The organism is Stenotrophomonas sp. NA06056, assembly GCF_013364355.1.
Lineage (GTDB): Bacteria > Pseudomonadota > Gammaproteobacteria > Xanthomonadales > Xanthomonadaceae > Stenotrophomonas.
This window is the reverse complement of the sequence record NZ_CP054931.1, coordinates 4,496,954-4,519,894: the sequence shown is the minus strand read 5'-3', so window position 1 is coordinate 4,519,894 and position 22,941 is coordinate 4,496,954. Positions and strand designations below refer to the sequence as shown.

At 66.4% G+C, this 22,941-nt stretch carries 21 protein-coding genes; 12 read left to right on the top strand and 9 right to left on the bottom strand.

Annotated features, from left to right (window positions below; genetic code table 11):
• The first annotated feature begins 252 nt into the window (after positions 1 to 252).
• The 6 genes from rpmH (at position 253) to HUT07_RS20350 (ending at position 8,014) form a co-directional block, all read left to right on the top strand.
• Positions 253 to 393, top strand: coding sequence for a 50S ribosomal protein L34 (rpmH, locus tag HUT07_RS20375; protein ID WP_006404565.1), 141 nt, complete (start codon positions 253 to 255; stop codon positions 391 to 393).
• Between the two features lie 5 nt (positions 394 to 398).
• The gene (rnpA, locus tag HUT07_RS20370) at positions 399 to 893 is read left to right on the top strand and encodes a ribonuclease P protein component (RefSeq protein WP_176022441.1); all 495 of its coding nucleotides are present in this window, start codon (positions 399 to 401) and stop codon (positions 891 to 893) included.
• Positions 893 to 2,608, top strand: coding sequence for a membrane protein insertase YidC (yidC, locus tag HUT07_RS20365; RefSeq protein ID WP_176022440.1), 1,716 nt, complete (start codon positions 893 to 895; stop codon positions 2,606 to 2,608). Before rnpA ends, yidC begins: the two co-directional genes overlap by 1 nt.
• A 130-nt stretch (positions 2,609 to 2,738) precedes the next feature.
• A complete protein-coding gene (locus HUT07_RS20360) occupies positions 2,739 to 5,408 on the top strand; it encodes a polysaccharide deacetylase family protein (RefSeq protein WP_176022439.1) in 2,670 nt (889 codons plus the stop codon).
• A gap of 3 nt (positions 5,409 to 5,411) precedes the next feature.
• A complete protein-coding gene (mnmE, locus tag HUT07_RS20355; RefSeq protein ID WP_176022438.1) occupies positions 5,412 to 6,761 on the top strand; it encodes a tRNA uridine-5-carboxymethylaminomethyl(34) synthesis GTPase MnmE in 1,350 nt (449 codons plus the stop codon).
• 137 nt (positions 6,762 to 6,898) lie between these two features.
• The gene (locus HUT07_RS20350; protein WP_176022437.1) at positions 6,899 to 8,014 is read left to right on the top strand and encodes a glycerophosphodiester phosphodiesterase; all 1,116 of its coding nucleotides are present in this window, start codon (positions 6,899 to 6,901) and stop codon (positions 8,012 to 8,014) included.
• 43 nt (positions 8,015 to 8,057) lie between these two features.
• On the opposite strand, the gene HUT07_RS20345 is transcribed toward HUT07_RS20350, so the two are convergent.
• Together HUT07_RS20345 and HUT07_RS20340 are read right to left on the bottom strand one after the other, a co-directional pair.
• Entirely contained in the window at positions 8,058 to 8,828 is a 771-nt protein-coding gene (locus HUT07_RS20345) for a rhomboid family intramembrane serine protease (protein ID WP_176022436.1), read from the bottom strand.
• Positions 8,829 to 8,934: 106 nt separating this feature from the next.
• The gene (locus tag HUT07_RS20340) at positions 8,935 to 9,891 is read right to left on the bottom strand and encodes a TerC family protein (RefSeq protein ID WP_025875596.1); all 957 of its coding nucleotides are present in this window, start codon (positions 9,889 to 9,891) and stop codon (positions 8,935 to 8,937) included.
• Positions 9,892 to 10,188: 297 nt separating this feature from the next.
• Here HUT07_RS20340 and HUT07_RS20335 point away from each other — a divergent pair, with 297 nt between their 5' ends.
• Positions 10,189 to 11,358 carry a class I SAM-dependent rRNA methyltransferase gene (locus HUT07_RS20335; RefSeq protein WP_176022435.1) on the top strand — a complete coding sequence of 390 codons (1,170 nt, stop codon included), beginning with the start codon at positions 10,189 to 10,191 and terminating at the stop codon, positions 11,356 to 11,358.
• Between the two features lie 72 nt (positions 11,359 to 11,430).
• On the opposite strand, the gene HUT07_RS20330 is transcribed toward HUT07_RS20335, so the two are convergent.
• Both HUT07_RS20330 and HUT07_RS20325 read right to left on the bottom strand, forming a co-directional pair.
• A complete protein-coding gene (locus tag HUT07_RS20330) occupies positions 11,431 to 12,297 on the bottom strand; it encodes a hypothetical protein (RefSeq protein WP_176022434.1) in 867 nt (288 codons plus the stop codon).
• Positions 12,294 to 13,112, bottom strand: a complete 819-nt coding sequence (locus HUT07_RS20325; protein WP_176022433.1) for a protein klaA — start codon at positions 13,110 to 13,112, stop codon at positions 12,294 to 12,296. The genes HUT07_RS20330 and HUT07_RS20325 overlap by 4 nt, the downstream gene beginning before the upstream one ends.
• A 157-nt stretch (positions 13,113 to 13,269) precedes the next feature.
• On the opposite strand from HUT07_RS20325, the gene HUT07_RS20320 reads away from it, so the two are divergent.
• A complete protein-coding gene (locus tag HUT07_RS20320; protein ID WP_176022432.1) occupies positions 13,270 to 14,511 on the top strand; it encodes a dipeptidase in 1,242 nt (413 codons plus the stop codon).
• 92 nt (positions 14,512 to 14,603) lie between these two features.
• On the opposite strand, the gene HUT07_RS20315 is transcribed toward HUT07_RS20320, so the two are convergent.
• From HUT07_RS20315 to HUT07_RS20300, 4 genes are all read right to left on the bottom strand, one after another.
• Positions 14,604 to 16,031 carry an amino acid permease gene (locus HUT07_RS20315; RefSeq protein ID WP_099819411.1) on the bottom strand — a complete coding sequence of 476 codons (1,428 nt, stop codon included), beginning with the start codon at positions 16,029 to 16,031 and terminating at the stop codon, positions 14,604 to 14,606.
• 158 nt (positions 16,032 to 16,189) lie between these two features.
• The gene (locus tag HUT07_RS20310; RefSeq protein ID WP_176022431.1) at positions 16,190 to 16,603 is read right to left on the bottom strand and encodes a hypothetical protein; all 414 of its coding nucleotides are present in this window, start codon (positions 16,601 to 16,603) and stop codon (positions 16,190 to 16,192) included.
• Positions 16,600 to 17,229: a leucine efflux protein LeuE gene (gene leuE, locus HUT07_RS20305; RefSeq protein ID WP_099819407.1), complete on the bottom strand. Its 630-nt coding sequence runs from the start codon at positions 17,227 to 17,229 to the stop codon at positions 16,600 to 16,602. The genes HUT07_RS20310 and leuE overlap by 4 nt, the downstream gene beginning before the upstream one ends.
• Positions 17,230 to 17,241: 12 nt before the next feature.
• Positions 17,242 to 18,216 (bottom strand): LysR family transcriptional regulator, encoded by a 975-nt coding sequence (locus HUT07_RS20300; protein WP_176022430.1) that lies wholly within the window; start codon positions 18,214 to 18,216, stop codon positions 17,242 to 17,244.
• Between the two features lie 89 nt (positions 18,217 to 18,305).
• On the opposite strand from HUT07_RS20300, the gene HUT07_RS20295 reads away from it, so the two are divergent.
• The gene (locus HUT07_RS20295) at positions 18,306 to 19,313 is read left to right on the top strand and encodes a zinc-binding alcohol dehydrogenase family protein (protein WP_176022429.1); all 1,008 of its coding nucleotides are present in this window, start codon (positions 18,306 to 18,308) and stop codon (positions 19,311 to 19,313) included.
• Positions 19,314 to 19,570: 257 nt separating this feature from the next.
• Here HUT07_RS20295 and HUT07_RS20290 read toward each other — a convergent pair whose 3' ends face one another.
• A complete protein-coding gene (locus HUT07_RS20290) occupies positions 19,571 to 20,176 on the bottom strand; it encodes a glutathione S-transferase N-terminal domain-containing protein (RefSeq protein WP_176022428.1) in 606 nt (201 codons plus the stop codon).
• 45 nt (positions 20,177 to 20,221) lie between these two features.
• Here HUT07_RS20290 and rmuC point away from each other — a divergent pair, with 45 nt between their 5' ends.
• From rmuC to HUT07_RS20275, 3 genes are all read left to right on the top strand, one after another.
• Complete coding sequence (gene rmuC, locus HUT07_RS20285; RefSeq protein WP_176022427.1) at positions 20,222 to 21,772, top strand: DNA recombination protein RmuC; 1,551 nt, start codon at positions 20,222 to 20,224, stop codon at positions 21,770 to 21,772.
• Between the two features lie 70 nt (positions 21,773 to 21,842).
• Positions 21,843 to 22,244, top strand: coding sequence for a hypothetical protein (locus HUT07_RS20280; RefSeq protein WP_176022426.1), 402 nt, complete (start codon positions 21,843 to 21,845; stop codon positions 22,242 to 22,244).
• A gap of 126 nt (positions 22,245 to 22,370) precedes the next feature.
• Positions 22,371 to 22,916, top strand: a complete 546-nt coding sequence (locus HUT07_RS20275) for a glutathione peroxidase (RefSeq protein ID WP_176022425.1) — start codon at positions 22,371 to 22,373, stop codon at positions 22,914 to 22,916.
• Positions 22,917 to 22,941 lie beyond the last annotated feature (25 nt).

Below are 22,941 nucleotides of genomic sequence, written 5' to 3'. Positions count from 1 at the left end.
AGCAATAATTGTCCGGTGGCCGATGCATAGGCGCGAAAAGGCGCCCAAACACAGGCCTGAAAGGGGGAAATGGATGGCTCAGACTACCACCGAGCGCCCGCCTTCGGAATGCTTGTCCCCTACTTATTCACAAAAAGATCCACAGCTATTGCACAGCCCGGTGAATTGGCGTAGCAGACAGGGGTTGACGGGAGGGGGGAGACCTCTCTAAAATTTCCGGTTCTTTCCGTCCCATTCATACGAGAGGCCCACATGGCCACCAAGCGCACCTTCCAGCCCAGCAACCTCAAGCGTAAGCGCGACCACGGCTTCCGTGCCCGTATGAAGACCGCTGACGGCCGCAAGATCCTGTCGCGTCGCCGCGCCAAGGGCCGCAAAGTCCTGAGCGCCTGATTGCCATGCCGCATCCAGCGGCAGACGCAATCCATTCGACAGTGAATACTGCAGACCCGCGCAAGCGATTCCCTCGCTCTGCGCGGGTTCGCACGCGTGCCGAATATTCAACGGTCTTCAACGGCGCCCGCCGTGTGTCCGATCCGCTGATGACCCTGCACTGGCTGCCGGCTGACCGGCCGGCCAGGCTGGGTCTGGCGGTTTCCCGCAAGGTCGATCCTCACGCCGTTGGGCGTAACCGGATCAAGCGCGTCCTGCGCGACGCCTTGCGTCAGACACGAACCGACATACAGCCAGGCGACTTCGTCGTCGTGGCTCGTACTGCTGCGCGTCATGCCAGCAATGACGATATCCGCCAGGCCTTCATGCGCCTGCTGCGGCGCCTGCGCGCATTGCCCGCGCCGGGCGTGGACGGCACAATGCCGCCGCCTGATGGCATTGCCATTTCCTCCATCACCGAGCCGGCACCGCGTCCCGGCCCCGCTGAGCCTGCCTGCTGATGAACCAGACCCGTGTTTTCCTGATCTTTGCCTGGCTGATGGTGGCCGTGCTGCTGTGGATGGAGTGGAGCCGTGAGAAGTCCGCCCCGATCCCGGCGCCGACGACCAGCTCGGCCCCGGCCGCCGCACAGAGCGTTCCGGGTGCAACCCCGGGCAGCATCCCCAGCGCGCAGGTTCCCGGTGCCACGGGCCAGGCCGCTGTACAGGCCCAGGCCAGCGCCACCCCGTCCGCACAGCGCGTGACCATCACCACCGACGTGCTGCGCCTGGTGCTCGATGGTGGCCGCGTGCTCGATGCCGAACTGCTGCAGTTCCCGCAGAGCAAGGACGAGGGTAGCCCGCCGGTACGCCTGCTGACTGAAGATCCCGCACATCCGTACAGCGCGATCAGCGGCTGGGCGAGCGAAGACAAGAACACCCCGGTGCCGGGTGCCGATGGCTTCAAGCTGGTCGGCGATACCCGCGACTTCGTGCTGGCCGATGGCCAGAACGAGCTGCAGGTCCCGTTCGTGTGGACCGCCGACAACGGCGTGACCATCAAGCGCACCCTGATCGTGGGCCGCAACGAGTACGCGATCCGCTTCAAGGACGAAGTCAGCAATGCTGGCGCCGCGCCGTGGAACGGCTACGTGTACCGCACCCTGGACCGCACCCCGACGATCCTGTCGCGGAGCATGACCAATCCGGACTCGTTCAGCTTCAACGGTGCCACCTGGTACGACAACGACAAGAAGTACCAGCGTCGTGCGTTCAAGGATTACCTGGAAGATGGCGCGCTGAACCAGAACATCACCGGCGGCTGGCTGGCGATGCTGCAGCACCACTTCTTCACCGCCTGGATCCCGCAGAAGGACCAGACCGCCCACTACGTGCTGTCGCAGGTGGCCGGTCGTGACCTGATCGAAGCGCGTGGTCCGGCCTTCACCGTGGCCCCGGGCCAGTCCACCAGCACCGAGGCCCGCCTGTGGGTCGGCCCGAAGCTGGTCAACCTGATCGCCAAGGAAGACGTGCCGGGCCTGGACCGTGTGGTCGACTACAGCCGCTTCTCGATGATGGCGGTGATCGGCCAGGGCCTGTTCTGGGTGCTCAACCAGGTCCACAAGCTGGTGGGCAACTGGGGCTGGGCCATCGTCGGCCTGGTGGTGCTGCTGAAGATCGTGCTCTACCCGCTGTCGGCGACGCAGTACAAGAGTGGCGCCAAGATGCGTCGCTTCCAGCCGCGCATCGCGCAGTTGAAGGAACGCTATGGCGATGACCGCCAGAAGTTCCAGACCGCGATGATGGAGCTGTACAAGAAGGAAAAGATCAATCCGATGGGCGGCTGCCTGCCGATCCTCATCCAGATGCCGATCTTCTTCGCCCTGTACTGGGTGCTGGTGGAATCGGTCGAACTGCGCCAGGCGCCCTGGTTCGGCTGGATCCAGGACCTGACCGCCCGCGACCCGTACTTCATCCTGCCGGTCATCAACGTGGCGGTGATGTGGTTCACCCAGAAGCTGACGCCGGCACCGGGCATGGACCCGATGCAGCAGAAGATGATGCAGTTCATGCCGCTGGTGTTCGGCGTCATGATGGCCTTCATGCCGTCCGGCCTGGTCCTGTACTGGGTGGTCAACGGTGGCCTGGGCCTGCTGCAGCAGTGGTGGATGACCAAGCGCCACGGCAGCGATCCGGTTCCGGCGACGGCAACCACCGCCCCGACCAAGAAAAAGTAAGAGGTAGGCGTCGACGTTGGTCGACTGCTCTCCAGGGTCGATCGACCCTGCAAAGGCCCGCCGCAAGGCGGGCTTTTCGCATGCGGCGTTAGAATTGCCGGCACACCATTCCCCTCTGTTCGAGTCCGCCATGCCGCGTGCGTCGTCGTTCCGTCTGTTCCTGCCCAGCCTGTTGCTGACCCTGCTCGTGGCCGGCTGCGGCGACAAGGACGCGCACGCACCGGCGGCGGTCACCCAGCCGAGCGCACAGGCTGCCGCTGGTGCCGACCCGGCCGCCGCCCCGTTGCTGGGCGCATTGCAGAAGCAGCTCGACGGCTATCGACGGATCATCGTGCTGCTGGCTGATGAGGAACAGCAGTCCGCGGCCGATCGCACCACTTCCACCCGCATCGGCCAACAGCTGTTCCACGATGGCCTGGAACAGCGCAGCGCCATTGCCACCCAGTTCGATACGCTGCTGCGTGGCACCAGCCCGCAGCGCTTCGCCACGCTTGGCACCGTGCTGGATTACATCGAATCGGCGCCGGAACTGTTTGATGCCGACCGACTGGCCTTCCGCGAAGTGCTGCGCGACCTGCACGAACGCATCGGCGCCGATTCATCGCTGCCGGCGGTGAAACTGCACCAGCGCATTGGCGAAGACCTGGAGGCGCTGGATGAAATCGAGCGCAACTACAACCAGGAACTGACCCGCATCTTCAGCCGCTTCGAGCGCACCCGTGCCATCGAGCTGAAGCGCGAAAAGTGGGACGACTACATCGCGCATCTGCACAAGGACTACAGCCGTGAAGGGATCCTGCGCGACTACGGTGTGATCGAGCCCTACCCGATGTCGATGAAGGACAGCGACCGCGAGATCTTCGGCCGCGACCTGCCACCGAAGACCGTGGTGCTGACCTTCGACGATGGCCCGCACAAGGCCTATACCGATGAAGTGGTGGCCATCCTCAAGCGCTACGACGTACCGGGCGTGTTCTTCGAGGTGGGCCGCAACCTCGGCAAGGTCGAGGCCGACGGCAAGGTCAGTCTCGGGCCGATGGCGAAGATCAGCCGCAACCTGATGGAAGAGGGCTACGCCGTCGGCAACCACAGCCTGACCCATGCACAGCTGTCGCGTACCACCGGCGATGCGCTGCGCCAGCAGGTGCTGGATACCGACACCCTGCTGAAGGACGTGGACAGCAAGCGTGCACCACTGTTCCGCTTCCCATACGGCGCGCGCAACGCCGAAGGCCTGCAGCTGCTCAACGAAGCGGGGCTGAAGTCGATCATGTGGAACATCGATTCGATGGACTGGGCTGATCCGGTGCCGGAATCGATCGTGCAGCGCGTGCTCGACCAGGTGAACAAGGAGCAGCGCGGCATCATCCTGTTCCACGACATCCACGACCGTGCCGTGAAGGCGCTGCCGCAGATCCTGGATCGGCTGATCGCCGATGGCTACCAGTTCGCTGGCTGGAATGGCCGCGACTTCAGCGTTGCCCGACCGCGCAAGGGCAGCGACCGCGATGCCACCGTCACCACCGGCTATGAAAAGTCGTGGGCGATCATGGTCGGCATCGACAACTACGCCAAGTGGCCGAAGCTGGAATACGCCAGCCACGATGCGCAGGCCGTGGCCGATACGCTGACCGGGCAGTTCGGGTTTCCGTCCTCGCAGGTGATCGTGCTGAAGAACGAGCAGGCCACCCGCAACAACATCCTGGCCGCCTTCCACGACCGCCTGGCCGATGACCGCACGGGAAAGAACGACCGCGTGTTCGTGTTCTTTGCCGGCCATGGCGCGACTCGGCAGCTCGCCTCCGGCCGCGACCTGGGTTACATCATCCCGGTCGATTCGGACCCGAAGGAATTCGCTACCGATGCCATCGCGATGACCGATATCCAGAACATCGCCGAGAGCATGCAGGCAAAGCATGTGATGTTCGTGATGGATGCCTGCTACAGCGGCCTCGGCCTGACCCGCGGTGGCCCGTCGTCGTCGTCGTTCCTGCGCGAGAACGCACGCCGAAGCGCGCGACAGATGCTGACCGCCGGCGGCGCCGACCAGCAGGTGGCCGATGCCGGCCCGAACGGCCACTCGGTATTTACCTGGGTGTTGCTGCAGGCGCTGGCTGGCAAGGGCGATCTCAATGGCGATGGCCTGATCACCGGCACCGAACTGGCCGCCTATGTGGCGCCGGCGGTGTCGGCGGTCTCGCACCAGACCCCAGCGTTCGGCAGCCTGCCCGGTTCGCAGGGCGGTGAGTTCGTGTTCCAGGTGCCCGACAGCCAGGAATACCTCAACGCCGATACGCGGCAGCTGACGCCCGATGCGATCGCACTGAACAACAAGGTCGACGCTGCCCAGGACGCCAAGAACAGTGAATCGCCCGTGACCGTGGCCGACCTGCAGGGCGGCAAGGCCAAGCTGGTGGTGCCGACGGCCGCACCGGCTTCGGACCGCCAGCGCGCGCAGCAGGCCAACGACCGTGGCCTGCAGCTGTACCGCGAGAAGCGCTACGACGAAGCTGCCGTGCAGTTCGCCGAGGCGCTGAAGTTGCGCCCGGACTTCGCCCAGGCGGCCAACAACCTCGGCTTCGTCTACTACCGCCAGCAACGCTACGCCGAAGCGGCGCGCTGGCTGGAGAACACACTGAAGATCGATCCGTCGCGCGCGGTAGCCCATCTCAACCTCGGCGATGCCTACTTCAACGCGGGCGACAAGGCCAAGGCCAAGCAGGCCTACACCACTTACCTGGCGCTGCAGCCGCAGGGCAGTGGTGCAGCGCAGGCGCGCGCGCAGCTGGAGAAGCTCTGAGCCATGAACGATGTGACCCGCACCGACACCATCGTCGCCATCGCCAGTGCCCCCGGCGCGGGCGGTGTCGGCCTGCTGCGTCTGTCCGGCCCGTGTGCTGCGGCGATTGCCAACGCGCTGGGCGCGCCCACGCTGCGCCCGCGCCACGCGCACTATGCGCGCCTGCGTGATGCCGATGGTGAGGTGATCGATGATGGCATCGTGCTGTGGTTTCCGGCCCCGAACAGCTTCACCGGCGAAGAAGTGGTGGAGCTGCAGGGCCATGGCAGTCCGGTGTTGCTGCAGCAACTGGCCGCACGCTGCATCGCACTCGGCGCGCGGCAGGCACGGCCGGGCGAGTTCAGCGAGCGCGCGTTTCTCAACGGCAAGCTCGATCTGGCCCAGGCTGAAGCCATCGCCGATCTGATCGCGGCCGGTGACAACCGTGCCGCGCGCGCAGCACGACGCTCACTGGATGGCGTGTTCTCGCGCCGCATCGATGCGGTGGTCGAACAGCTGGTACTGCTGCGCATCCACGTGGAAGCGGCGATCGACTTCGCCGATGAGCCGCTGGACACACTCGGCGGTGGACAGGTGCGACGTGGACTGGAACAGGCGCGTAGCGACCTGGCCCTGCTGCGTCGTGATGCCGAGCGCGGCCGTCGCCTGCGCGATGGCCTGCACGCCGTGCTGATCGGCCCACCGAATGCTGGCAAGAGTTCGCTGTTGAACGCGCTGGCCGGCAGCGAGCGCGCCATCGTCACCGACATCGCCGGCACCACCCGCGACACCCTGCGCGAAACCATCCGCCTGGATGGGCTGGAGCTGACCCTGGTCGACACCGCCGGCCTGCGCGACGGTGGCGATGCCATCGAACGCGAAGGCATGCGTCGCGCGCGCGCGGAGATCGAACGCACCGACCTGGCGCTGATCGTGCTGGACGCGCGCGACCCGATTGCGGGCGAAGCAGCCATTGGTGATGCCGTGCTGGCGGTGCCGCACAAGGTGTACATCCACAACAAGTCGGATCTGCTGGATGCGATGCCGGTGGTGGATGACCCGGACAGAGTGTTCGTTTCCGCTGCGACCGGCGCGGGACTGGACAACCTGCATGCACGGCTGCGTTCGATTGCCTCGGCTGGTGCGGGCGAGCAGGTGGACGGCGAGTTCTCCGCGCGCACCCGCCATGTGGATGCCATCGAGCGCGCGCAGGAACATGCGCAGCGCGCGGATGGAGAGCTGGTGCATGAACATCTGGAACTGGCCGCCGAGGAGCTGAGACTGGCCCACGATGCACTTGGCGAGATCACCGGGCAGATGAGTGCGGATGACCTGCTGGGAAGGATTTTCTCCAGTTTCTGCATCGGCAAGTAACTGTAGAGCCGAGCCCATGCTCGGCTGTTCTTCCAGTCAGCCGAGCATGGGCTCGGCTCTACAGGTGCAGGCTTCCCCCACCTGTCATATTCCCGCCTCATACTGACGCCCATCACAATCCGCTTGGGGAAGTCGCAGTGAAGTCGTGGGGTCGTGCGTTGCTGTTGTCGCTGGCCGTGGCACCATCGGTGGCCATGAGTGCTGAATCCTCCCCTCCGGCCGCGCCCAAGGCGTCGGTCTACGGCCACCGCGGCGCAAGCGCGCTGCTGCCCGAACACACCCTGGCCGCCTATGCGCAGGCCATCGCCGACGGCGCCGACTACATTGAACCGGATCTGGTGATGACCAAGGACGGGGTGATGGTGGCCCGCCATGAGAACGAGATCGGCGGCACCACCGATGTGGCCGAGCACAAGGAATTCGCCAAGCGGAAGACCCGCAAGGTCATCGACGGGCAGACGGTCGAAGGCTGGTTCACCGAAGACTTCACCCTGGCTGAGCTGAAGACCCTGTACGCCCGCGAGCGCCTGCCGGAACTGCGCAGCACGGCCTATGACGGCCAGTTCCGCATCGCCAGCCTGGACGAGATCCTCGCGTTCCTGGTCCAGCAGGCAGGTCGTGCCAACCGCGGCATCGGCCTGGTGCCGGAGATCAAGCACCCGACCTATTTCCAGTCGATCGGCCTGCCGATGGAAGACAAGGTGCTGGCTGCGCTGCGTGGCAACGCCTATACCAACGTTGGCCCGGTCACCATCCAGTCGTTCGAGACGGCAAACCTGCGTTACCTGCGCGGCAAGATCCCGCGTGGCAGCAACATCCGCCTGCTGCAGCTGTTGTGGAAAGGCGATACCCAGCCGGCTGACATCGCCAAGGCCGGCGGCGCGCTGACCTATGCGCAGATGATGACCCCAGCCGGGTTGAAGGACATCGCAACCTATGCCGATGGCATCGGCCCGGAGCTGCGTTCGGTCATCCCGTTGGATGCCAGCGGAGCGCTGGGCACGCCGACATCGCTGGTGCGCGACGCACATGCGGCCGGCCTGATGGTGATCCCGTACACCTTCCGCCCGGAGAATCACTTCCAGGCCAGCAACCTGCGCAAGGGCGCCGACAACGCGCGCAATGCGGAAGGGTCGATCGCGGAGATGCGTGCTTATCTGGCGACCGGCATCGATGCCTTCTTCACCGATGACCCGGCACTGGGCCGGCAGGCGGTAGACGGAATGGGCGCGTCGGGGAACGCGGCGGACTGACCGGCGTCAATGCCGCCGGGCCATGTCCGGCGTATCCACCCGCTCAACCGCGCGGGTCGTCCGGCCGGCGGAACGGAATCACCACATAGTCCTGCCCCTCGCGCGGCTGCCACAGCACCGGCACGCGCTGCGGCGACGGCGGCTCGAGTTCGTCGTCGGCCAGCGGCTCGACGTCCTCTTCCTCGTCTTCCCAGCTGTAACGCGGGCGCGGCGGCAAGGGGTCGGCGTTGCGGAACAGCAGCGCGGCGATGATGCCGGCGAAGGCACCGCCCATGTGCGATTGCCAGGACACGCCGTCGGCGTGCGGTAGCACGGTCATCAGCATGCCGCCGTAGAACAGCATGCCGATCAGCCCGGTGGCGATGGCCGCGCGATCGCGGCGCAGCAGGCCGAGGCTGGCCAGCAGGAACATCAGGCCGTGGGTGACGCCACTGGCACCGAGATGGAAGCTGCCGGGATTGCCCAGCATCCACGCACCGATGCCCGAACCGACCCACAGCAGGGGCAGGGCACGTAGCGTGGCCTTTGGATAGACGCTGCCGGCGAGGGTGCCGAGGATCAGGATCGCGGCGCTGTTGGCGGCGATGTGTTCGACCGAGGCATGCAGCAGCGGTGCGCCGATAAGGCCGAGCAGGCCCTTGGCCTCCAGCGGTGCCACGGCCCAAGGCCGCCAGTCGAAATGGTCCTGCAGGGCGAACACGGCCACCAGCACCAGCACGGTGGCCAGGCTGGCATTGAAGGCGCGCAGGATGCGCGTACGGTCGTTGCGGTCGGCCGGCACGTCGCCGGCGGGCAGGGGCGCGTTCGTGTTCATACCCTCTGCAATGGCGGTGGCTGGCGCGAAACCAAGGCCACCGCCGCGGGAGAGTGGGGGCGGCCGGCGGGACAATCCGCCGGCCGCATCGTTCAAGCCGCCTGAATCAGGCGCCGCCTTCCTTCGGCGGGTTCTTCAGGCTCAGCACCACCGTGGCGGCGATGATCACCGCGACCACGCCCAGCGAGATCGGGGTCGGGATCTTGAACAGGTCGATGATCATCATCTTGATGCCGATGAAGGCCAGCACCAGGGCCAGGCCGTACGGCAGCAGGTGGAAGCGGTCAGCCATGCCGGCCAGCAGGAAGAACATCGCACGCAGGCCGAGCACCGCGAACACGTTGGAGGTCAGCACGATGAACGGGTCGGTGGTGATCGCGAAGATCGCCGGGATGCTGTCCACCGCGAAGATCACGTCGGTCACTGCGATCAGGATCAGCACCGCGAACAGCGGGGTGAACCAGCGCACGCCGTCGCGCTTGACGCTCATCGCGTTGCCTTCGTAATCCGGCAGCAGGCGCAGGTGCTTGCGCATCCAGCGCAGGGCCGGATTGGCCTCCAGGTCGGGTTCCTGGCCAGCGGCGAACCACATCTTCCAGCCGGTGAAGAGCAGGAAGGCGCCGAACACGTAGAGCAGCCAATGGAACTGGGTGATCAGCACGCTACCTGCGAAGATCATGATCGTACGCAGCACGATCGCACCCAGGATGCCGATGATCAGTACCTTCTGGCGCTGTTCCTCCGGCACCGCGAAGTAGCTCATGATCATCAGGAAGACGAAGATGTTGTCCACCGCCAGCGCCTTCTCGACCAGGTAGCCGGTCAGGAACTCCAGGCCGACCTTGTTGGCCACGACCTGGCCGGCGGTCTCGTTCAGGTAGAACCAGAGGCCGCCGTTGAAGGCCAGCGCCAGCGCCACCCAGCCGATGGACCACCACAGCGCCTCCTTGAAGGTGACCTTGTGCGGGCCACCATGGCGCATCAATACGAGGTCGACCAGCAGGGCGATGACCACCACCGCTGCGAAGCCGCCCCACAACCACAAATTACCGATCGTCTGCATGGGTTTGTCCGTTGGGAAAATGAAAAATGCCTCAAGCCGGACGGCGAGGATCTGCAACGGAGGATCGGGAGGGGATCCAGGGACAGAGCTTCGCCAGTACGGCGAAGGTCTCGCTCGCAGTTCCGATGGGCCGGAACTGCCGTTGCACCGGAGCCTGCGGGCTCGAATTGACGGCGACAACGTCTGGGAGCTACTCCCCTTCTGCCGCCGATTCTGCGGCCTGGCCGGGCCGGCGTCAAATGCCCCGGGCCTTCACCGGATTTCCGGCGCCCCGCGGGCCCCGGCTACAATAGGCGGATGAATACCCCCCTTCCCGTTGTACGCCTCAAGAACGCGTGGCGTTCCAGCCACCCGTGGATTTTCCAGAAACTGGTCGAGAAGCCGACCGTCCGGCCCAAGCCCGGCTCCCTCGTCGACGTCGTCGGTGTGGATGGCGAGTTCATCGGCCGTGGCTTCTACAACGGGCATTCGCGTATTGCCGTTCGCATCCTCGAAACCGACCCGCAGATCCCGGTTGATGCCGGCTGGTTCTCGCGCAAGATCGCCCAGGCGGTGTCGCTGCGTCGTGAGGTGCTGAAGCTTGACGCGGTGTCCGACGCCTGGCGCGTGGTGCACAGCGAAGGCGACGGCCTGTCCGGCCTGGTGGTGGACCGTTACAACGACCTGGTGGTGGTGGAGTTCTTCGCCGCCGGCATGTTCCGCCACCGCGAATGGATCTATGAAGCGCTGCGTGAACAATTCCCGGGCTGCCGCTTCCACAGCTTCGCCGACGAGCACGTGCAGAAGCAGGAAAGCTTCGATTTCCACGGCAATACCACCACCGAAGCGTCGGTGATCACCGAGTACGGCATCAAGTTCCGCGCCGACCCGGCTGGTGCGCACAAGACCGGCTTCTTCGCCGACCAGCGCGAGAACCGTGAGTGGCTGAGCCAGCAGGTGGAAGGCAAGAGCGTGCTCGACCTGTGCTGCAACACCGGCGGTTTCGCCGTGTATGCAGCCGCGCGCGGTGCATCGGAAGTGGTCGGCATCGACATCGATGAAGACGTCATCCAGATCGCCAAGGGCAATTCGCGTTTGAACAACGTGCGCCCGAAGTTCGTCCAGTCCGACATCTTCCCGTGGCTGCGCGACGCGGCCAACCGCGGTGAGCAGTACGACGTGGTGATCCTGGACCCGGCGAAGATGACCCGCGATCGCGACCAGGTGATCACCGCGCTGAAGAAGTACCTGGACATGAACAAGCTGGCGCTGGGTGTGGTCAAGCCCGGTGGCCTGTTCGCCACGTTCTCCTGCACCGGCCTGGTGGCCGAAGACCAGTTCCTCGACATGCTGCGTCGTGCGGCGTACTTCTCCGGCCGCACCATCCAGATCCTGAAGGTGGCCGGTGCCGGTGCGGACCATCCGTTCATGGCCCATGTGCAGGAATCGCGTTACCTGAAGGCCGTGTTCTGCCGCGTGGTGGACTGACCCACGGCGCGTGGAGCCGGGCCATGCCCGGCTCCCGCACACCGCACGAAAGACCGACCCCGCGCGCCGGCCTCAGGGCTGCGCGCGCGGCTGCGCAGAAGCCGGCTGCAGTTGCTGCAACAAGCCGTTGATCACGTCGGACCTGCGACGCAGGTGGCGGCCGAGCACGATCGCCACGGCGCCCAACGCAAGCAGCGCCGGTACCGCGAGCAGCGCCAGCACCCAGCCGACGTCGAACAGAAGCCAGCCCAGCAGACGCTGCTGATGCCATCGCTGCGATCGTTCGGAGCGGGGCAGGCCGGCTGCTTTCTCGAAGCGGGACTGCATTGCCGGCGATACCGGAACACCGATGTCCTCGCCCTTGGCCAGCGCGCGGGCGGTAGCGACCACGGCCGACGAAGCAACGCCGTAGGGGAGCTCCTGCTGCGCACGCAGATAGGCCTGCCACTGCGGGTTGAAGCCGCTGAAGTCCGGGCTGGCGATGAGTGCGTCCAACTTGCGATGGTCGAGGCGATCACCCTGGCCCATGCTGGGTGCGGTGATGCCCATGCTTCCCCATGCGCCACACAGCAGCATCGAACCCAGCGCGAACGACCACGCGAAGCGGCGCAGGCGATGGCGGCCGAGCAGGTCGCGCACACCGAAGAACATCCACACCAGCAGCAAGGGGGTGATGACCAGCAGGATCAGCAACTGCTTGCCTGTGTCGTTCTCCCCATAACCGGCCGGCACGTGTGCCCATGAGGGGGGACCGAGTTCGGTACCGGTGAATGCCAGCGCCATGTAGGACAGCGCCATGGCCGCCAGCGGAATGCAGGCCAGGCCGAAGACCCGCAGCAGCGAGGCCCGCCGGTAGAACGCGCGCAGGCCCGGAACGGCTTCCACCCGCGCCTGCAGGTCCGGCGGAATCTGCAGCGGATCGCGTACCGGCGCGCTCATGCCGGCACCCCGGACGTGCGCAGCAACTGCTGCAGCGCCTTCTTCAGCTGGTCCTGCGCCTGCGCAGCACTGGCGATCATCTGCGGGCTGGCGTTGTCGCTGTTGTGCAGCGCCTGGATGGTCTGGCGCCAGATCGGCAGCAGGATCTGCACCGTCTCGCTGTAGCGGTCCAGCAGGTCGATGGCATTGCTGCGTGCCAGCTGCACCTGCATCCGGCTCATCGAATGGCTGGCCAGCAGCGCGGTCAGGTTGGCCACCCGGCGCTGCAACCGCTCGACCGGGCGGTCGAGGACAGGCGCATCATCGGCGCTGTCGACGGCCGCTGGCAGTTCCTGCAGGAACTGCACGCCCGCATCGATGTACACCTGCAGTCGCACACCCTGCACGTCATGCTCGATCAGCTGCGCATCCAGTCGATCGACGCTGGCGCGCACGGCGACGGCCTCGCGCTCGATCCTGGCCAGTACATCGCCGTTGCTGCCCATCGCGATGCGCCGGCGCAGGCGTTCTTCGATATCGGCCCCGGTGAACCGCTGCCACCACCCCGCGCGCTGCAGCAGGGCATTGGGATCGTGTTCTGACAGCCGGTTGACCAGCTCGGCAAGCGCCTGGGCCAGCGCGTTGGCGCTGCCATCCTGCCAGGCCGGCTCTGCACTGGCGCTGGCCAGGTCGGCCGGGCCATAGCGGCCGATGTCGGTACGCCCGGCAAACAACGTTGGCAGCACGTCACGCTTGAGCTGTTCGACGGTGACCACGCTGGCGGGGACAGGCGCTTCGCCCTGTACGGGCAGCGGCGGAGTCTGGGACTTCGACATCGGTGTTTCCATTCCATGGTCGACGCAGCACGCGGTGCTGCACGCTGCCCTTATCGGCTGTTGGCGAGTGTAATGGAGCGCGCTGGTCAACGCGGCACTACCCGCGTTGGCCATCCCGGCGCTATGGTCATCTCCTTCCCATTGCCGGTGGATGCCCATGCCGTCGTTGCGTCGTCTCTCCCTGCTGCTCGCGTTGGCGCTGAGTGCGCCGCTGTCGGCCCATGCCATCGACTTCAGCACGCAGGAGCTGGCCCGGGCCAAGGCACTGCAGCAGCGCCTGCTGACCCTGGACAGTCATCTGGATACGCCGGCCAACTTCGGCCGCGACGGCTTCGACATCGAGCAGCGGCACGACCGCAATGCGCTCTCGCAGGTGGATTACCCGCGCATGGTCGAAGGCGCGCTCGATGGCGGTTTCTTTGCGATCTATACCGACCAGGGCGATCGCACGGCCGCTGCGCATCTGGCCGAACGCGATCACGGCCTGCAGCGCTTGCTGGAGATCCGGCAGATGCTGGCCGCCAACCCCGAGCGCTTCGCACTGGCGCTGACCGCCGATGACGCGGCGCGCATCAAGGCCGCCGGCAAGCGCGTGGTCTACATCAGCATGGAGAATGCCAGCCCGCTGGTGGCCGATCCCAGCCTGCTGTCGTTCTACCACCGTGCCGGCCTGCGCCTGCTCAGCACCGTGCATTTCGCCAACAACGAGTTCGCCGATTCGGCCACCGACCCCAAGGGCGCGGAATGGAAAGGCCTGAGCCCGGCCGGCAAGGATCTGGTGCGGCACGCGGTGAAGCTGGGCATCGTGATCGACCAGTCACATGCGTCGGACGCGGTGTTCGATGACCTGCTGGCAATGATGCCGGTGCCGTTCGTGCTGTCGCACAGCTCGGCCAAGGCGGTCTTCGACCATCCCCGCAACCTCGACGACGCGCGCCTGCGCAGGCTGGCCAAGGCCGGCGGGGTGATCCAGGTGAACGCCTATGGTGGCTACCTGATCGATACCGCGAAGACGCCCGAGCGCAAGCAGGCCGAGGAAGCGCTGAGCAAGCAGCTGGGTGGCTGGGAAGGCATGACCATCGAACAGGGCGTGGCGCTGCAGAAGGCCGAGCAGGCACTGGACCACGAACATCCCGTGCGCCACGCCAGCCTGGACGACTTCTTTGCCCACTTCGAGCACATCCTGAAGGTGGTCGGCCCCGAGCACGTCGGCATCGGCCTGGACTGGGATGGCGGCGGTGGCCTGAGCGACCTGTCCGATGTCAGCCAGCTGCCGAAGATCACCGCATGGCTGTTGCGCAAGGGCTACACCGAGAAGCAGATTGCCGCCATCTGGGGCGGCAATCTGCTGCGGGTGATGCGCCAGGCGCAGGATTACGCGGCAAAGCAGGGCGGGTAGCCGCCCTGCGGCAATCCCTCAGCCGCCCCGTGGTAGTGCCGGCCGCTGGCCGGCAATCCTCAAAGACCGCCGGGCATGGCCCGGCGCTACCTTTACCGGCCGATCAGCGCATTGCGACGGCTGTAGGCGAAGTACAGCACCAGACCGACCACGTTCCAGGCCAGGAAGTACAGCTGGGTGGTGTGCGGCAGGCTGATGAACAGGTAGATGCAGCCCAGCGCCGCCAGCGGGCCGACGATGAAGGCCAACGGCGTGCGGAAGGTGCGCTCGCGGTTCGGCTCGCGCACGCGCAGCACCACCAGGCAGATGCCAACGGCAGTGAACGCGGCCAGGGTGCCTGCATTGGCCAGTGCGGCGATCTCGTCCAGGCGCGCCACACCGGCCAGCGCCGACACCACCACAGCGGTGAACAGCGTGGTCGCTACCGGCGTGCCGGTACGTGCATTGACCTTGGACAGGCCACGCGGCAGCAGACCATCACGGCTCATCACGAAGAAGATGCGGCTCTGGCCGTACAGGAAGGCCAGCAGCACGGTCGGCAGGGCAATGATGGCGATCACGCCGATCAGCATCGCGGCAGTCGGCTGGCCCAGCTGGCGCATGATCAGTGCCAGCGGCTCGGCACTCTGGCCGAACACGGTGTAGCTCATCGCACCGATCGCGGCCAGCGCCACGAGTACGTACACGATGGTGCAGCCGACCATCGAGCCGATGATGCCGATGGACAGGTCGCGCCCGGGGTTCTTGGTTTCTTCTGCGGCGGTGGAGATCGCATCGAAGCCATAGAACGCGAAGAAGATGATCGCCGCTGCAGCCATCACGCCGCGCTCCACGCCATCCGGTCCCAGCGTCTTGGCAAACCCGTAGGGCATGAACGGCTGCAGGTTGTTGGCGTCGAACGCCGGCAGTGCCACTGCGACGAAGATGGCCAGCGCGATCAGCTTGAACACGACCAGGATCGCGTTGAGGGTGGCGCTTTCCTTGGTGCCGGCCATCAGCATCAGGGCCACCAGCCAGGTGATGACGATCGCGGGCAGGTTGATCATGCCGCCATCGACATGCGGTCCGGCCGCGAGCATGGCCGGCAGGCGCAGGTCCCAGCCGAACTGGGTATGCACCCATTCCAGGAAGCCGACGAAATAGCCCGACCAGCCGACCGCCACGGTACTCACCACCAGTGAGTACTCCAGGATCAGGCTCCAGCCCACCACCCAGGCAAAGACCTCGCCCAGCGCGCTGTAGCTGTAGGTATAGGCACTGCCGGCGGCCGGCATCATCGTGGACAGTTCGGCGTAGGCCAATGCCGCACAGGCACACACTGCGCCGGCGATGGCGAAGGAGATCAGCACGGCGGGGCCAGCGCGGTCGGCACCCACGCCGATCAGGGTGTAGATGCCGGTGCCGACGATGGCACCGATGCCCAGCGCGATCAGATGCGGCCAGCTGAGGGTCGGGACCAGGCGCCGGCCGGCTTCATGGACGGTGACGGAATCTAGGGACTTGCGCCGGAGCAGGGACATGCAGGCCTCGGAAGGGGTGACTGAGAACGACAAGTTCCCGAGTGTGACCGAACGCAGCGCAGCATTGCCACTGACGGGGGTCATGCAGGGCGGGGCGCGCGCTGCGCCCCGGCCAGGCTGCCGGAATCGGCATAAAGGGGAGTCGGCCCAGTGTTGGGTCAGGGAGGGCTCGGCCAGTGGCAGCCGTCTTCCTGCCACGCGTCGCTGTCATCGTGGAAGAGGGTGCTGCGGCCGTCGCGGGCGCGTTCATAACGCAGTTCCAGCACGAGGGCGCCCTGTGTGCTCAGCCGGTAGCGGCCGTTGAGGCGCCCGTCGATGCGCTCTTCCCACACGCTGTCGAACTGGTAGGGGCGATCTTCGGCCAGCACCGTGGTCTCCAGCGAAACCCGGCGCAACTGCAGGCGCTCGCGGTGCCCGGCGTAGCGCACATCGGCCTGGCCGTCCTCCAGCCAGCGCCATTCCAGATGGATGCTGTCATTGCGACCGCCGGTCAGGCAGCGGTGTTCCGGCGCAGCGCTGGCGGCGCCGGCCAGGATCAGTCCCAGCGCCAGCAGCGGCAAGCGCGCGATCACCCGTTCAGGCCCAGGCGGATGCCGAAGCCGACCAGGAACAGACCGGCCACGCGTCGCAGCGCATCACTGACCCGCGGGTGCTGGATCAACCGGCGCCGGGCCAGGTTGCCAACCCAGATCAACAGCGAGCAGTAAGCGATGCTGACCACGAAGATGATGCCGGCCAGCGCCGCGAAGGTGGCCATGCCCTGGTGTGCCTTCGGGTCGATGAACAACGGCAGGAAAGCCATGTAGAACAGGATCGCCTTCGGATTGAGCAGGCTGACCAGGATTGCCTGGTGGAAGTAGCGGCCCGGCTGCATGCGCACCGGGCCAACTTCGGCACCGTCACCCTTGGGCGTGCGCAGCAGGCTGATGCCTACCCACACCAGGTACGCCGCGCCGAGATACTGCACCGCGTGGAACACTGTCGGATTGGCTTTGAGCAGCGCGGCCACGCCGGCCAGTGCCAGCCACATCAGGATCTGGTCGCCGACCAGCAGGCCGGCCAGCGCCGTGTAGCCGCCGCGTACACCGCCACGACCGGTGGCGGTCAGCAGGGTGAAGGTGCCCGGCCCGGGCAGGGCCAGAAACACCAGCACGGCGACCAGAAATGTCCACAGGTCCTGGATGCCCATCCACGGCATGGCGCGACTCTCTTACAACGGGGGAGGCCCATTGTCGGCCAGTGACGACGCAGGCGACAGGGGCGTGTCGCCATGGCCGGGCATCGCGGACAGCAGCGGTTGCAGGTACTGGCGCAGCTGCGCGTGCAGTTGCCGCACGGCCGGTGAGAACTGCTTGCGGTGCGGGCACACCAGCTGCAGGGGGATGTGGCTGCCGATGCCATCCAGCAGCACCTGCAGGCGTCCACCCAGTACGTCCTCGCGCACGTCCAGCCAGGACTTGTAGGTGATGCCTTCGCCGGCGACCGCCCAGCGCCGCACCACGTCGGCGTCGTCGCAGACCAGTGGCCCGCGTACCGGGATCACCGCGCGGCGCCCCTCAAGCTCGAACGACCAGCGATCGTAGGCACGGCCGCCGAGCTGGTAGACAAGGCAATCGTGTTCACGCAGATCCTCCAGCCGGGTCGGCGTGCCACGCCGCCGCAGGTACTCGGGCGATGCGGTCAGCACGCGCCGGTTGCCTTCCAGCAACGGCAGGGCGACGTAGTTGGCGTCGTCGAAGTGGCCGATGCGGATGGCCACGTCGACGGGGTCGCGGAACACGTCGGCCACTTCATCGGACAAGCGCAGGTGCAGACGCAGCCGCGGATGCGCGGCACGGAACGCGGTCAGCCACGGCAGCAGCAGGTTGCGGCCGAAATCCGAGGGCGCCGACAACTGCAGGGTGCCGTGCAGTTCGGCATCCTCGCCCTGCACCCGTGCCTGGCCTTCGCGCAGGGTGGTCAGAACGTCCTGTGCATAGGGCAGGTACAGCGCGCCTTCGGCAGTCAGCCGCAGGCTGCGGGTGGTACGCACGAACAGGCGCAGGTCCAGTTCGCGTTCCAGCCGCGCCACCGCTGCGGCCACCTGTCCCGGCAGCAGATCGGCCTCGCGCGCAGCCTGCGAGAAGCTGCCCAGTGCGGCGGTACGGACGAACAGCTGCAGATCATCGAAACGGACCATTTTCATTGCTGCAGTGAAAGTGTTGACCGATTCTGCGCCTTTCTACCCCCCTGCGCACGGCGCACGCTGTGGCCTCTCCTCATTGGATCTCCCCCATGCGCGCTATTGCCTACACCCAAGCCGGCCTGCCGATCGACGACCCGCAGGCCCTGATCGACCTCGACCTGCCCGTACCTCAGCCGGGCCCGCGTGACCTGCGGGTAGCGGTGCGCGCGGTAGCGGTGAACCCGGTCGACACCAAGGTACGCCGCGGCGCTGCCACCGACGGCCCTCGCGTGCTGGGGTGGGATGCGGTGGGTGTGGTTGATGCAGTCGGCAGCGAGGTGACCCTGTTCCAGCCCGGCGATGCGGTGTACTACGCCGGTGTGATCGATCGCCCGGGCAGCAACGCCGAATACCAGCTGGTGGACGAGCGCAGCGTTGGCCGCAAGCCGACCAGCCTCGACGATGCCGCTGCGGCAGCGCTGCCGCTGACCGCGATCACCGCCTGGGAGCTGCTGTTCGACCGCCTGCGCATCGCCGAAGGCGGTGGTGACGGCCAGACCCTGCTGGTGATCGGTGCAGCGGGTGGCGTGGGTTCGATCCTGGTGCAGTTGGCGCGTCGGCTGACCAAGCTGACGGTGATCGGTACCGCCTCGCGCCCGGAGACCCAGGACTGGGTGCAGGCAATGGGCGCACATCATGTGATCGACCACACCCGGCCGCTGGCCGAGGGCCTGGCCCGGCTCGGTATCACCGAGGTGGACCACGTGGCCAGCCTGACCCACACCGACCAGCACTATGCGCAGCTCGTCGAGTTGCTGGCGCCGCAAGGGCAGCTGGGGTTGATCGATGATCCGGGCCAGATCGATGTGATGGCGCTCAAGCGCAAGGCACTGTCGCTGCACTGGGAGTCGATGTTCACCCGGCCGCTGTACAGGACCGCGGACATGCAACGCCAGCATGAGCTGCTGAACCGAGTGGCCGAACTGGTCGATGCCGGCGTGCTGCAGACCACGCTGGGCGAGCACTTCGGCCGCATCGATGCGGCCAACCTGCGGCGGGCGCATGCGCTGCTGGAGAGCCATCGGGCCAAGGGCAAGATCGTGCTCGAGGGCTGGTGACGCCGGGCTGCGCCCGGCACCCGCAGAGGCGACAGCCAAAGCCAAAGCGGGGCTCCTGCGGGTTGGCGGGGCGGTGTGGGCTGGCAGGACACGCCGTAAACCCGTCCTTGGGGGCTCGATGGCGCCATCCATGGCGCCAACGGTCCTGCCAACCCACACCGCCCCGCCTTCGACGGTTTCCCGCTGCTGTTGGTAGGTGTCGACCTTGGTCGACACAGTAGATCCACGCCATGCGTGGATGAAGCCAAGCAAGCGTGCTACGCCACACCGTTGTCCACATGCTCGGCGAAGCCCGGGCGGGGGCGCAGGCGCTCGAACCAGGCTTCCACGTAGGGCAGCGCCGGTTTGTTGCCGGGGGTGCTGCGCCAGCGCTGCGCCGACAGGCCGAGCACGATGTCGGCCAGGGTGAAGGTGTTGCCCACCACGTAGCCATCGGTCGTCGCCAGCTGTGCATCGAGCAGTGTCATCAGATGGTTCCAGTGCGCCAGGCTGGCCTCCGCTCGTGCGTCGTCCGCGAAGTCGGGGTGCTGGCGTACGCGGGCCATGAACACGTGGCGCCAGGCACTGTTGAGGTCGGTGGCCTGCCAATCCATCCATTGCTCCACCTTGGCGCGGCCCTGCGCCGTGGCGGGCAGCAGGTCATCGCGTCCCTGGCGCGCGGCCAGGTAGCGGCAGATGCTGTTGGACTCCCACAGCACGACGTCGCCATCGCGCAGCACCGGCACCTGCCGGTTTGGATTCAGCGTGGCCAGCAGGTCCGGCGCGGGTGCCGGGTCATGCGTGAACGCCAGATCGAGTTCGGCGCACAGCCACAGCACCTTGCGTACGTTGATCGAGGTGGGTTTTCCGTAGAGAACAAACATGGGCGGGTTTCAGCACGTGAGACTGGCCCAGCCTACACTTGCCACATGCAAACCGAATTCCTCCTCGTCGCCGGCCTGCTGCTGGTCGTGCTGATCCTGCAACTGGTGGCGCTGCTGCGCCGTCCGCCCCACGATCGCCTGGAACAGGCCGTGCGTGATGAAGCACGCGCTGGCCGCAGCGAGTTGCGCGAGCAGCTGGATGGGTTCGCGCGCGCGCTGACGGACCTGTCCACGCGCACCGATCAGCGTCTGGATCTGCTGCGCGAAGCGCTGGGCGAAGATGCGCGCAAGGCCCGCGCCGAGGCGGCCGACAGCCAGCAACGCAGTGCTGCTTCGCTGGGCGAGCGCCTGCAGGAACTGCGCGTGCAGCTGGATGTGTTCGGTCAGCAGCAGGAGGCGCGCATCCATGCCTTCGGCCAACAGCTGCAGGAACTGACCGCCCGTACCGATACCCAGTTCGGTGCGCTGCGGCAGGCGCTGGTGGAGGACGCCCGCAAGGGCCGAGAGGAGGGAGCGCAGTCGCAGCAGCGACTGACCGAGAGCCTGGGCCTGCGCCTGCAGGAGCTGACCCAGCGCAATGAACAGCGCATCTCGGAAATGCGCGCCACCCTGGAAGAACAGTTGCGCGCGCTGCAGGCCGACAACGCGCAGAAGCTCGAGCAGATGCGCCACACCGTGGACGAGAAGCTGCAGTCCACGTTGGAAACGCGGCTGGGCAACTCGTTCAAGCTGGTGTCCGAACGGCTGGAACAGGTGCAGCGCGGGCTGGGTGAAATGCAGCAGCTGGCGACCGGCGTTGGTGATCTGAAGCGGGTACTGACCAACGTCAAGAACCGTGGCAGCTGGGGAGAAGTGCAGCTGGAGAACATCCTCGAGCAGACCCTCACCCAGGAACAGTACGCGCGCGGAGTGAAAGTGCGTCCTGACGGCAACGAGATGGTCGATATCGCCGTACGCCTGCCGGGCCGTCGCGACGACGACACGCCAGTCTGGCTGCCGATCGATTCCAAGTTCCCGCGCGAAGACTATGAACGCCTGCTCGATGCGCAGGAGCAGGGCGATGCCGAGGGCGTGCGCCTGCAGGGCATCCAGCTGGAACGCGCGATCCGCGTGCAGGCCAAGTCGATCTGCGAGAAGTACATCGTGCCGCCGCACACCACCGATTTCGCGGTGATGTTCGTGCCTACCGAAGGCCTGTATGCCGAAGTGATCCGACGCCCTGGCCTGGTCGATCTGCTGCAGCGCGAGCACCGCGTGGTGGTGGCCGGCCCGACCACCGTCACCGCGTTGCTCAACAGCCTGCAGATGGGCTTCCGCACCCTCGCCATCGAGCAGCGATCGAGCGAAGTATGGGGTCTGCTGGGCGCAGTGAAGAGCGAGTTCGGCAAGTTCGCCGGTATCCTCGAGAAGGCCGAGAAACAGATCACCACGGTGGGCCGCAGCATCGGCGAGGCCAGCCGCAAGACACGCACCATCGAACGCCGCCTGCGTGGCGTGGAATCACTGGCCGGCGAACAGGCGCAAGGCCTGCTGGGTGACCTGGGCGAAGCACCCAGCGACGAAGAGGCGGCAGAAGGCGAGGGTGAGGACGCCTGACGCCGGCTGACACGCCATCTGCATCGTCGGGTGCGTATGCTGGCGCCGTCCACACCGATCAGGTACTGCCATGCGCCTCCGATTCCTTGCCAGCCTTGCCCTGAGCGCGCTGCTTGCCGCCTGCAGCAGTACCCCACCGGCCAGTGAGGATGCGGGTGCGGTACCCACGGCGGCCGACAGCCCTGAAGCCGCCACAGCCTATGAAGAAGCACGCGACGTGGACTGCCGTGCGGCCGGGGGTACCCTGCAGCCGTTGGGCCGCCTGCAACGGGTGCAGTGCGTGATTCCCTATGCCGACGCCGGCAAGACCTGCAGCAACAAAAGCGACTGCAGCGGCCAGTGCCTGGCCACGGGCGAGGTGGCTGCCGGTGCGGTGGCCACCGGCACCTGCCAGCGTGATGCCAGCCAGACCTTCGGCTGCCGCCAGCGTATCGAAGGTGGCAAGGCGCAGGGCACGATCTGCGTCGACTGAGGATGTCCTGTGGAGCCGAGCCCATGCATCGGCTGATGCCACGGCAGCCGAGCATGGGCTCGGCTCTACCGCAGCGCGCGCGGCGGTATGCTGGTGGGCCTTTCCCCGCTGTAGCCGGAGTCCCGCGTGAGCACCTCGATCCAGGATATTTCCCTCACCACCATCGACGGCCAGCCGTCCTCGCTTGCCGACTACCAGGGCAAGGTGCTGCTGCTGGTCAACGTCGCGTCCAAGTGTGGCCTGACCCCGCAATACGAAGGCCTGCAGGCGCTGTACGCGGAAAAGCACGCGCAGGGTCTGGAAGTGCTGGGCTTCCCGGCCAACAACTTCCTCGGCCAGGAGCCGGGCAGCGAGGCGGAGATCCAGCAGTTCTGCCAGCTGACCTACGACGTGAGCTTCCCGATGTTCGCCAAGATCAGCGTGGCGGGAGAAGACACCCATCCGCTGTACCAGCAGCTGACTGCCGCACAGCCGCAGGCGATCGGTGAAGGCCCGCTGCGCGAGCGCCTGGCCAGCAAGGAGATTCCGATCCACGCGGCACCGGCAGTGCTGTGGAACTTCGAGAAGTTCCTGGTCGGCCGCGATGGCAAGGTCATCGCCCGCTTCGCCCCGGACGTTGCCGCTGATGACGCGCGCCTGCGCGAGGCCGTCGAGGCGGCGCTGGCTGCCTGAAAACGACGTGCCAACCAAGGTTGGC

Coding starts and splice junctions, on each gene's coding strand:
- rpmH (WP_006404565.1), top strand. CDS start 253: ATGGCCACCAAGCGCACCTTCCAGCCCAGCAACCTCAAGCGTAAGCGC.
- rnpA (WP_176022441.1), top strand. CDS start 399: ATGCCGCATCCAGCGGCAGACGCAATCCATTCGACAGTGAATACTGCA.
- yidC (WP_176022440.1), top strand. CDS start 893: ATGAACCAGACCCGTGTTTTCCTGATCTTTGCCTGGCTGATGGTGGCC.
- HUT07_RS20360 (WP_176022439.1), top strand. CDS start 2,739: ATGCCGCGTGCGTCGTCGTTCCGTCTGTTCCTGCCCAGCCTGTTGCTG.
- mnmE (WP_176022438.1), top strand. CDS start 5,412: ATGAACGATGTGACCCGCACCGACACCATCGTCGCCATCGCCAGTGCC.
- HUT07_RS20345 (WP_176022436.1), bottom strand. CDS start 8,828: ATGAACACGAACGCGCCCCTGCCCGCCGGCGACGTGCCGGCCGACCGC.
- HUT07_RS20340 (WP_025875596.1), bottom strand. CDS start 9,891: ATGCAGACGATCGGTAATTTGTGGTTGTGGGGCGGCTTCGCAGCGGTG.
- HUT07_RS20335 (WP_176022435.1), top strand. CDS start 10,189: ATGAATACCCCCCTTCCCGTTGTACGCCTCAAGAACGCGTGGCGTTCC.
- HUT07_RS20330 (WP_176022434.1), bottom strand. CDS start 12,297: ATGAGCGCGCCGGTACGCGATCCGCTGCAGATTCCGCCGGACCTGCAG.
- HUT07_RS20325 (WP_176022433.1), bottom strand. CDS start 13,112: ATGTCGAAGTCCCAGACTCCGCCGCTGCCCGTACAGGGCGAAGCGCCT.
- HUT07_RS20320 (WP_176022432.1), top strand. CDS start 13,270: ATGCCGTCGTTGCGTCGTCTCTCCCTGCTGCTCGCGTTGGCGCTGAGT.
- HUT07_RS20315 (WP_099819411.1), bottom strand. CDS start 16,031: ATGTCCCTGCTCCGGCGCAAGTCCCTAGATTCCGTCACCGTCCATGAA.
- leuE (WP_099819407.1), bottom strand. CDS start 17,229: ATGCCGTGGATGGGCATCCAGGACCTGTGGACATTTCTGGTCGCCGTG.
- HUT07_RS20300 (WP_176022430.1), bottom strand. CDS start 18,216: ATGAAAATGGTCCGTTTCGATGATCTGCAGCTGTTCGTCCGTACCGCC.
- HUT07_RS20295 (WP_176022429.1), top strand. CDS start 18,306: ATGCGCGCTATTGCCTACACCCAAGCCGGCCTGCCGATCGACGACCCG.
- HUT07_RS20290 (WP_176022428.1), bottom strand. CDS start 20,176: ATGTTTGTTCTCTACGGAAAACCCACCTCGATCAACGTACGCAAGGTG.
- rmuC (WP_176022427.1), top strand. CDS start 20,222: ATGCAAACCGAATTCCTCCTCGTCGCCGGCCTGCTGCTGGTCGTGCTG.
- HUT07_RS20280 (WP_176022426.1), top strand. CDS start 21,843: ATGCGCCTCCGATTCCTTGCCAGCCTTGCCCTGAGCGCGCTGCTTGCC.